The following is a 7,728-nucleotide window of genomic DNA, read 5'->3' on the forward strand; positions in this document are numbered from 1 at the left end:
TGGTCACGGTATCTTGATCGGCGATCCCACGGCAAGGAGGACGATGGCCAGGCTCAGCAGGGCGGAGACCCAGGAGCGCAACCGCGCCAAGGTGCTCACCGCCGCCCGCGACGAGTTCGCCCAGCGCGGCTTCCGCGAAGCGAAGATCGACGTCATCGCCGAACGCGCCGAACTCACCCGCGGCGCGGTCTACTCCAACTTCCCCGGCAAACGCGCCCTGTACTTCGCCGTCCTGGCCGACCTCGCCGAACGCGCACCCCGGCCCGCCATCCCGCCGCGGTACCCGGCCGCGGCCGACGTCCTGGCCGCCTTCGCCCGCGCCTGGATCGCCCGGCTCCCGCTGGCCACCGACACCGACAGCGAAGACGCCCGCCTCGCCCGCGACCTGCTGCCCGAAGTCCTCGCCGACGAGCACACCCGGCGCCCCTTCGCCCAGCTCATGCACGTCGACGCGATCCTGCTCGGGCTCGCCCTCGAACGCGTCCGGCCGGGACGCCGTCTCGTGCGGGTCGCCGAAGCCGCGCTCACCACGCTGCACGGCGCGAGCCAGCTCGCCGCCGCCGCGCCCGGCTTCGGCGAGCCGTTCCACCTGGTCACCGCCTGCGCCGCCCTGCTCGAGCTGGACCTGAGCGACGACTGGCCGGCCGAGCCGCCGATCACCACCCAGGCCCGGCCCGCCGGGGAGCCGTGGAACCCGCCGGCGGCGACCGATCTCCTGACCGGCGAAACCTTCCGGCCCGGCGACGGCGTCGTCACCGTCCTCGGCCTGCACCGCGCCGCCGCCTTCGAAGAGGCCGTCCGCGCCGGCGCCGACGTCACCGCCGTGCTCGTCACCAGCGACCCCGGCGAACTCGCGCCACTGGCCCGGCTCGCCGTCGCCGACCTGCGCGGCTGCCTCGACCAGGCGATCGCACCCCCGGCCCGGCCCCGGCTGCGGCTCGTCTGCGACGCGACCGGCGCACTCGCGGCCGCCGCCGGCGTCACCGCCGTCAGCGACGCCACCGAGACGGCGGTCCGCGTGGAAGACGGCCGGATCGTCGTGCGCGCCGAAGGGTACGGCGCGTGTCACGCCGCGGCTGTCGGTCCCGGGCCGTCCCGTTCGTCGGGGTACTGACCGGCACGAAAGGAGCGGTGGGGTGGACGTCGAGACCGCGCTCGCCGAGGCGTTCCGCGAAGAGTGGGGCCAGGTCGTGGCCACGCTCATCCGGATCACCGGCGACTGGGACCTCGCCGAGGAGTGCGCCCAGGAAGCCTTCGCCCTCGCCCTGCGCACCTGGCCCCGCGACGGCGTCCCCGATCGGCCGGGCGCCTGGCTGACCACCGCCGCCCGCCACCGCGCCACCGACCGGCTCCGCCGCGACGCCCTCGGCGCCGCCAAGCTCCGGGAGGCCGCCCGCATGCCCGTCCCCAGCCCGGTCCCCGAACCCGACGACAGCGGCGTCACCGACGACCGGCTGCGGCTCATCTTCACCTGCTGCCACCCCGCGCTGGCCACCGAAGCCCAGGTGGCGCTCGCCCTGCGCACCCTCGCCGGGCTGTCCACCGCCGAGATCGCCCGCGCCTTCCTCGTCTCGGAAGCCACCATGTCCCAGCGGCTCGTGCGGGTGAAGCGCAAGATCCGCCACGCCCGCATCCCCTACCGCGTCCCGCCAGCCCACCTTTTGCCCGAACGCACCAACGCCGTGCTCGGCGTGCTCTACCTGACGTTCAACGAGGGCTACTCCGCCAGCGCGGGACCCGACCTGCTCCGCCCGGACCTCGCCGCCGAAGCGCTCCGGCTCGCCCGCGTCCTCGCGCGGCTGATGCCCGACGAACCCGAAGCACTCGGCCTGCTCGCCCTGATGCTGCTCCAGCACGCCCGCCGCGCCACCCGCGTCGACGACGACGGCGTCCTCGTCCCGCTCGAAGAGCAGGACCGCACCCGCTGGGACACCGCCGCGATCACCGAAGGCACCGCCGTCCTGGAGACCGCGCTGCGCCGGCGCCGTCCCGGGCCGTACCAGATCCAGGCCGCCATCGCCGCCTGCCACGCCACCGCCGCCCGTGCCGCCGACACCGACTGGCCCCAGATCGCCGGCCTCTACGACCAGCTGCGCAAGCACGTCCCCAGCGCCGTCGTCGAACTCAACCGCGCCATCGCGGTCGGCATGGCCGACGGACCGGCCGCCGGGCTCGCCCTCCTCGACGCCCTGCCGCTGCCGGGCTACCACCTGCTGGCCGCCACCCGCGCCGACTTCCTCCGCCGCCTCGGCCGCCACGCCGAAGCCCGGCGCTGGTACGAGCAAGCCCGCGACCTCGCCGGCACCGACGCCGAACGCAGCTACCTCGCGCGAAGAATTTCCGAGACGGTGTCGGTCCCGGGCGACGCCGTTCGTCGGGCTGGTGAAGCCCGACCACCGGAGGAACACCGATGACCACCCTCGCCGTCCCCGGCGCCACCCTCACCTACGACGTCCACGGCCGCGGGCCGGTGCTGCTGCTGATCCCCGGCGGCCCCGCCGACGCCGCGGTGTTCACGCACCTCCGGCCGCTGCTGGCCGAAGACCACACCGTCGTCACCTACGACCCGCGCGGCCTGTCCCGCAGCCCCCTCGACGGCACCCCGGGGCCCGATCCGGTCCGCGACCACGCCGAAGACGTGCACCGGCTGCTCACCGAAGTCGGCCCGGCCGACGTCCTGGCCAGCAGCGGCGGCGCGATCACCCTGCTCGAACACCTGCGCCACCACCCCGCCGACGTCCGCACGGCCGTGCTGCACGAACCGCCGGTCACCCGGTACCTGCCCGCGGGCGCCCTCGACGGCCCCGACATCCCCACCCTGTTCCGCGACCACGGCCTCGCGGCCGCCTTCGCCGCGTTCATGAAAGTCGTGGGCGTCGACCCCGCACCGCCCCTCGACCCGCGCGCCGAGGGCAACTTCGCCTACTTCTTCGGCCACCTCATGCCCGCGACCGGCGCCTACGAGCCCGACCTCGACACGCTGAGGGCCACGCCGGCGCGGCTGGTGGTCGCCGTCGGCGAGCAGTCCACCGAACTGCCGGTCCACCAGGCCGCCCTCGGGCTGGCCGAGGCCCTCGGCGTCGCCACCGAAGTGTTCCCCGGCGGCCACGGCGGGTTCGACACCGACGCCGAAGCTTTCGCCGCGCGCCTGCGCGAAGTCCTGAAAGGATGCTGACATGCAGTACCTGCTGATGATCTGCGGCGACGAAACGGCCGAAGAACACGCGCATGACGGCTGCGGCGGCTGGAGCGAGGACATGGAACGCCGCGGCAAGGTCCGCGGCGGAGGCGGCCTGCGCCCGCCGTCGGAAGCCACCACCATCCGCGTCCGCGACGGCGAAGTGCTGCTCACCGACGGGCCGTTCACCGAAGCCAAGGAACAGATCGGCGGCTTCGTCATCCTCGACTGCGCCGACCTCGACGAAGCCCTCGAACTCGCCGCCCGCCACCCCGCCGCCACCTACGGCAGCATCGAGGTGCGCCCGATGCTCGGACCGGAGGACTTCGCCTGATGCCCGCCGTCGTCGAGCGGCCCGCCCAGCGGTACGTCGCCGAACGCGCCACCGTCGGCATCGCGGACTTCCCGCGGATCGCCGACCGGCTGCCACCGCTGATCGGCACCCTCGCCGCCGGGGGCGTGGCCCTGGCCGGAGCGCCGTTCTTCCGCTACCGCGTGCTCCACCCCGGCCCCCGGTTCACCGTCGAAGCCGGCGTCCCGATCGACGGCGGCCACGCCCCGGCCGAGCCCGCCTTCCTCGGCGAGCTCCCGGCGGGCCGGTTCGTCCTCGACACCTACGTCGGCCCACCCGGCGGCCTCGCCGCCGCGACCGAGGCCGTGCTGGCCTGGGGTGCTGCCGAAGGCCTCACCTGGGACCGCACCCCGGGAGCGGACGGCGAGGAATGGGGCTGCCGCCTGGAAGTGCTGCGCAGCGACCCCCGCGAAGTCCCGGACCCCGCCCGGTGGGTCACCGACCTGCTCTTCCGCATCGAGGGCTAACCGCGCCGGGTGAGCACGGCCGCGACCAGGCAGCCGAAGCCCGCCGTGCTCACCAGCGCGCGCAGCACGTTCCAGCGGACCCACGTCGTCTCGAACGCCGCCCGCACCGCCGCGTAGTCGTCGCCCCCGCTGTCGAGCGCGTTGTTCAGCGGGATGTTGACCACCCCGGTGATCACCACCATCGCCGCCAGCAGCACGAACCCGGCGATCACCCACGGCCGCGGCCCCGGGTTCAGGAACACCGCCACCCCGGCCAGCAGCGGCGCGCCCAGGAACGTCAGCAGGAACACCGGGTTCACGATCGCCACGTTGATCCCGCGCATGCCCTCCACGAACATCTTGTCGTCCCCGCGCGCCAGGCCCGGCATCACCGAACAGGCGTAAGCGTAGAACAACCCCGCGATCAACCCCGCCGCGACCAGCGCGGCCACCAGCACCACCGTCGACATCGGTTTCCCCTTCCCCGTCACCGCGCCCAGACCCCGGTCGCCGCGGCATCCCGGGCGAAATCGGCGAACTCCGTCGCCGGCCGGCCCAGCACCCGCTCGACGTCGGAGGTCACCGACGAGTTGCGGCCGTCCAGCACCCGCGCGAACAGCTCGGTCAGCGCGCCGGCCTCCGCCTCCGGCAAGCCCCGCCCCGCCGCCGCGGCGGCGAACTCCCCGGCCGAAACCGGAACATAGCGGACATCCCGCCCGGACGCGGCGGCAATCTGCGCGGCGGCGTCGGCGAAACTCAGCAGCCGCGGCCCGGTCAGCTCGTACAGCTCGCCGGTGTGCCCGGGCTCGGTCAGCACCTTCACCGCGACGTCGGCGATGTCGCGGACGTCGACGAACGGCTCGGTCACCGTCCCCGCCGGCAGCGCGATCTCCCCGGCCCGCACCGCGTCCAGCAGGAAGTGCTCGCTGAAGTTCTGCGCGAACCAGCTGCACCGCAGGATCGTCCAGCCGGTCCCGGCCGCCCGGACGATCCCCTCGCAGGCCTCGGCTTCCTCTTCGCCGCGGCCGGACAGCAGCACCAGGTGCCGCACCCCGGCCGCGACCGCCAGTTCGGCGAAGGCGCGGATGTCGCCGGCGGCGTCCGGCACCACCAGATCGGGGTAGTAGGTCAGGTAGACCGCGCCGGCGCCGTCGAGCACCGGCGCCCACGTGCCGCGGTCACCCCAGTCGAACGGCGGCACCCCGCGCCGCGACGTGCTCCGCACCGGCAGGCCGCGCTCGCGCAGCCGGTCCGCCACCCGGCGACCGGTCTTGCCGGTGCCGCCCACCACCAGGAAGTTCGTTGTCATGGAAGTCAGTCAACCGGCCACCGGTGAGACTCTCCATAGCTGAAAGCCTCGATCGCATGTTCCAGCGTCTACAGTCGAGACATGGATCCACTCGCCGCGCTCCTCGACGGCCCCCGCGCCCACGGCGCGTTCCTGCTGCGTTCGGTGGTGACCCCGCCGTGGTCGTTGCGCATCGAAGACCGGGCACCCCTGACCGTGGTGTCGGTGGTGCGCGGCGAAGCGTGGATCGTGCCCGACACCGCCGACGGCGTCCTGCTGGGCGAAGGTGACGTCGCGATCGTCCGCGGCCCCGATTCCTACCTGGTCGCCGACCACCCGTCGACGCCGCCGCAGGCGCTCATCCTGCCCGGCCAGGAGTGCCGCACCCCCGACGGCGGTCACCTGACCGAACTCGCCGACCTCGGCGTGCGCACCTGGGGCCACGGCACCGACGGCCCGGTCGTGCTGCTCACCGGCACCTACGGCATGGAAGGCGAGCTGAGCAACCGGCTGCTGGCCGCGCTGCCGACGGTGCTCGTCCTGCGCGCGGCCGACTGGCCGAACCCGGTCGCCGGGCTGCTCGCCGCCGAGATCGGCCGGGACGTACCCGGCCAGGAAGCCGTCCTCGACCGGCTGCTCGACCTGCTGCTCATCGCCGCGCTGCGAGCCTGGTTCGACCGGCCGGACACCAGCGCACCGGCCTGGTACCGGGCCCACGACGACCCGATCGTCGGACAGGCGCTGCGGCTGCTGCAGCACCAGCCGGCCGAGCCGTGGACGGTCGCCAAGCTCGCCGCCGACGTCGGCGTGTCCCGCGCCGCCCTGGCCCGGCGGTTCGCCGCCTCGGTCGGCGAGACACCGATGGCGTACCTGACCGGCTGGCGGCTCGCCCTGGCCGCCGACCTGCTGCGCCAGCACCCGGAAACGACGATCGCCTCGATCGCCCGCCAGGTCGGCTACGGCAGCGCCTTCGCCCTGAGCACGGCCTTCAAGCGCGAATTCGGCGTCAGCCCGCAGAACTACCGGGCGCGGACGTAACGACTGTGGTAACTTTTATCTGATCAGATAAAAGTGTGGAGGGGTCATGGGGCGGACGTTCACCAACGAGGCGCGGCGGGCACAGATCATGCGGGCGGCGATCGACACGATCGCGGAGGTGGGGTACGCGAAAGCGTCCTTCGCGCGGATCACCGAGAAGGCCGGGCTGAGCGGCCCGCGGATGATCTCCTACCACTTCGCCGACAAGGACGAACTGATCCACGAGATCCTGATGCACGTCCTCACCGCCGGGGCGGTGTTCATCAACGAGCGGGTCGAAGCCGAAGACACCGCGACCGGCAAGGTGCGGGCCTACCTCGAGGCCAACCTGCAGTTCCTGCGCGAACACCCCGACGACATGGCGGCCCTGACCGAGATCGGCCCGCACCTGCGCACCGCGACCGGCCGGTCGTACACCTCCGTCAGCGCGCAGGAAGTCAGCGTGCAGAGCCTGGAGAAGCTCCTCGCCCAGGGCCAGGCGAGCGGCGAATTCCGCGACTTCGACCTCCGGTCGATGGCGGTGCTGATCCGGGGAGCCGTCGACGGAGCCGCACGCCGGCTGCGCGACGAAGCCGACTTCGATTTCGACGCCTACACCGCCGAAGTCGTCACGACGTTCACCCTGGCGGTGGCCCGGTGAAGCGGCTCAACGGCGTCCTGATCGAGGTGCTCGCGCCGCTGGCGCTGTTCTACGGGCTGCGCGCCGCGGGCGTGAACCAGCTGCTCGCCCTCCTCGCCGGCGCGGCCATCCCGGTCGTCACCGGACTGCGCGACCTGGCGGCGGGAAAGCGGATCGGCGGCGTGCGCTGGTTCGTGCTCGGCGCGATGGCGGTGACCGTGGCCGGGTCCTTCATCAGCGGCAGCCCCCGCGCCCTGTTGCTGCGCGGCGTGGTGCTGATGGCGGCGCTCGGCGGATTCCTCCTGGTCACCGTGTGGGCCCGGCGCCCGTTCCTGTACGAAGCGGCGAGGACGGTCTTCGACGAGGACAAACAGCGCACCTGGTGCCGCAACTGGGACGACCACCCGCCGTTTCGCCGCCTGCTGCGCCTGTGCAGCGCCCTCTGGGCGGCGGCGTGCCTGCTCGACGCGGTACTGCGGGCGGTGATCGTGCTGGTCCTGCCGGTGGACGCGGTGCCCCTCGCCGAACTGGCCCTGCTGGTGGTGACGCTCGCCGCGCTCGTCATCGTCCAACGCGTCTTCGGCCGCGCCTTCCTGCGCCGCCACGGGCTGCGGCTGAACGGCGTGGAAGTCACCCCCGTGGCGGCGGCGCGGTGACCGGCGCGGTCACGCTGATCACCGGCGGCGCGAGCGGAATCGGCGCCGCGGCCGCCCGCCGGGGGGCACGCCGCCGGGCGGGCGCGGCGGGGCTAGCCCGGGGTGGGGTGGGCGGGTGGCTGGTACCGAGACCCCCCCCCCCCGGAAACCG

Annotated in this window: 10 protein-coding genes; 8 read left to right on the forward strand and 2 right to left on the reverse strand. The window is 73.8% G+C overall.

All coding sequences use genetic code 11. The annotated features are described in order from the left end of the window. The first annotated feature begins 43 nt into the window (after nucleotides 1–43). From AB0M30_RS38805 to AB0M30_RS38825, 5 genes are read left to right on the forward strand one after another with little or no spacing between them, the layout of a single operon-like run. The gene (locus AB0M30_RS38805) at nucleotides 44–1,114 is read left to right on the forward strand and encodes a TetR/AcrR family transcriptional regulator (protein WP_364594911.1); all 1,071 of its coding nucleotides are present in this window, start codon (nucleotides 44–46) and stop codon (nucleotides 1,112–1,114) included. A gap of 22 nt (nucleotides 1,115–1,136) precedes the next feature. Next, nucleotides 1,137–2,414, forward strand: a complete 1,278-nt coding sequence (locus AB0M30_RS38810; RefSeq protein WP_364594914.1) for a sigma-70 family RNA polymerase sigma factor — start codon at nucleotides 1,137–1,139, stop codon at nucleotides 2,412–2,414. Continuing rightward, complete coding sequence (locus AB0M30_RS38815) at nucleotides 2,411–3,175, forward strand: alpha/beta hydrolase (RefSeq protein ID WP_364594917.1); 765 nt, start codon at nucleotides 2,411–2,413, stop codon at nucleotides 3,173–3,175. Before AB0M30_RS38810 ends, AB0M30_RS38815 begins: the two co-directional genes overlap by 4 nt. Nucleotide 3,176: 1 nt before the next feature. After that, on the forward strand, nucleotides 3,177–3,512 hold the full coding sequence (locus AB0M30_RS38820; RefSeq protein ID WP_364594920.1) for a YciI family protein: 336 nt from the start codon (nucleotides 3,177–3,179) through the stop codon (nucleotides 3,510–3,512). Beyond that, nucleotides 3,512–3,997, forward strand: coding sequence for a GyrI-like domain-containing protein (locus AB0M30_RS38825; RefSeq protein ID WP_364594923.1), 486 nt, complete (start codon nucleotides 3,512–3,514; stop codon nucleotides 3,995–3,997). Before AB0M30_RS38820 ends, AB0M30_RS38825 begins: the two co-directional genes overlap by 1 nt. On the opposite strand, the gene AB0M30_RS38830 is transcribed toward AB0M30_RS38825, so the two are convergent. Further along, nucleotides 3,994–4,446: an anthrone oxygenase family protein gene (locus tag AB0M30_RS38830; protein ID WP_364594926.1), complete on the reverse strand. Its 453-nt coding sequence runs from the start codon at nucleotides 4,444–4,446 to the stop codon at nucleotides 3,994–3,996. The genes AB0M30_RS38825 and AB0M30_RS38830 overlap by 4 nt on opposite strands. A 17-nt stretch (nucleotides 4,447–4,463) precedes the next feature. Continuing rightward, complete coding sequence (locus tag AB0M30_RS38835) at nucleotides 4,464–5,285, reverse strand: NmrA family transcriptional regulator (RefSeq protein ID WP_364594929.1); 822 nt, start codon at nucleotides 5,283–5,285, stop codon at nucleotides 4,464–4,466. Nucleotides 5,286–5,366: 81 nt separating this feature from the next. On the opposite strand from AB0M30_RS38835, the gene AB0M30_RS38840 reads away from it, so the two are divergent. Genes AB0M30_RS38840 through AB0M30_RS38850 form a run of 3 tightly spaced genes read left to right on the forward strand, consistent with a single transcriptional unit; the run spans nucleotide 5,367 to nucleotide 7,577 of the window. Then, a complete protein-coding gene (locus AB0M30_RS38840; RefSeq protein ID WP_364594932.1) occupies nucleotides 5,367–6,302 on the forward strand; it encodes an AraC family transcriptional regulator in 936 nt (311 codons plus the stop codon). Between the two features lie 46 nt (nucleotides 6,303–6,348). Continuing rightward, entirely contained in the window at nucleotides 6,349–6,942 is a 594-nt protein-coding gene (locus AB0M30_RS38845; protein WP_364594935.1) for a TetR family transcriptional regulator, read from the forward strand. Further along, nucleotides 6,939–7,577, forward strand: a complete 639-nt coding sequence (locus AB0M30_RS38850) for a VC0807 family protein (RefSeq protein ID WP_364594938.1) — start codon at nucleotides 6,939–6,941, stop codon at nucleotides 7,575–7,577. The genes AB0M30_RS38845 and AB0M30_RS38850 overlap by 4 nt, the downstream gene beginning before the upstream one ends. Nucleotides 7,578–7,728: the final 151 nt, after the last annotated feature.

The sequence above is a fragment of the Amycolatopsis sp. NPDC051716 genome, from assembly GCF_040681595.1.
Lineage (GTDB): Bacteria > Actinomycetota > Actinomycetes > Mycobacteriales > Pseudonocardiaceae > Amycolatopsis.

Bases quoted from the DNA above. Each gene is read 5' to 3' on its own strand.
- AB0M30_RS38805 (WP_364594911.1), top strand. From the start codon at position 44: ATGGCCAGGCTCAGCAGGGCGGAGACCCAGGAGCGCAACCGCGCCAAG.
- AB0M30_RS38815 (WP_364594917.1), top strand. From the start codon at position 2,411: ATGACCACCCTCGCCGTCCCCGGCGCCACCCTCACCTACGACGTCCAC.
- AB0M30_RS38835 (WP_364594929.1), bottom strand. From the start codon at position 5,285: ATGACAACGAACTTCCTGGTGGTGGGCGGCACCGGCAAGACCGGTCGC.
- AB0M30_RS38840 (WP_364594932.1), top strand. From the start codon at position 5,367: ATGGATCCACTCGCCGCGCTCCTCGACGGCCCCCGCGCCCACGGCGCG.
- AB0M30_RS38830 (WP_364594926.1), bottom strand. From the start codon at position 4,446: ATGTCGACGGTGGTGCTGGTGGCCGCGCTGGTCGCGGCGGGGTTGATC.
- AB0M30_RS38820 (WP_364594920.1), top strand. From the start codon at position 3,177: ATGCAGTACCTGCTGATGATCTGCGGCGACGAAACGGCCGAAGAACAC.
- AB0M30_RS38845 (WP_364594935.1), top strand. From the start codon at position 6,349: ATGGGGCGGACGTTCACCAACGAGGCGCGGCGGGCACAGATCATGCGG.
- AB0M30_RS38825 (WP_364594923.1), top strand. From the start codon at position 3,512: ATGCCCGCCGTCGTCGAGCGGCCCGCCCAGCGGTACGTCGCCGAACGC.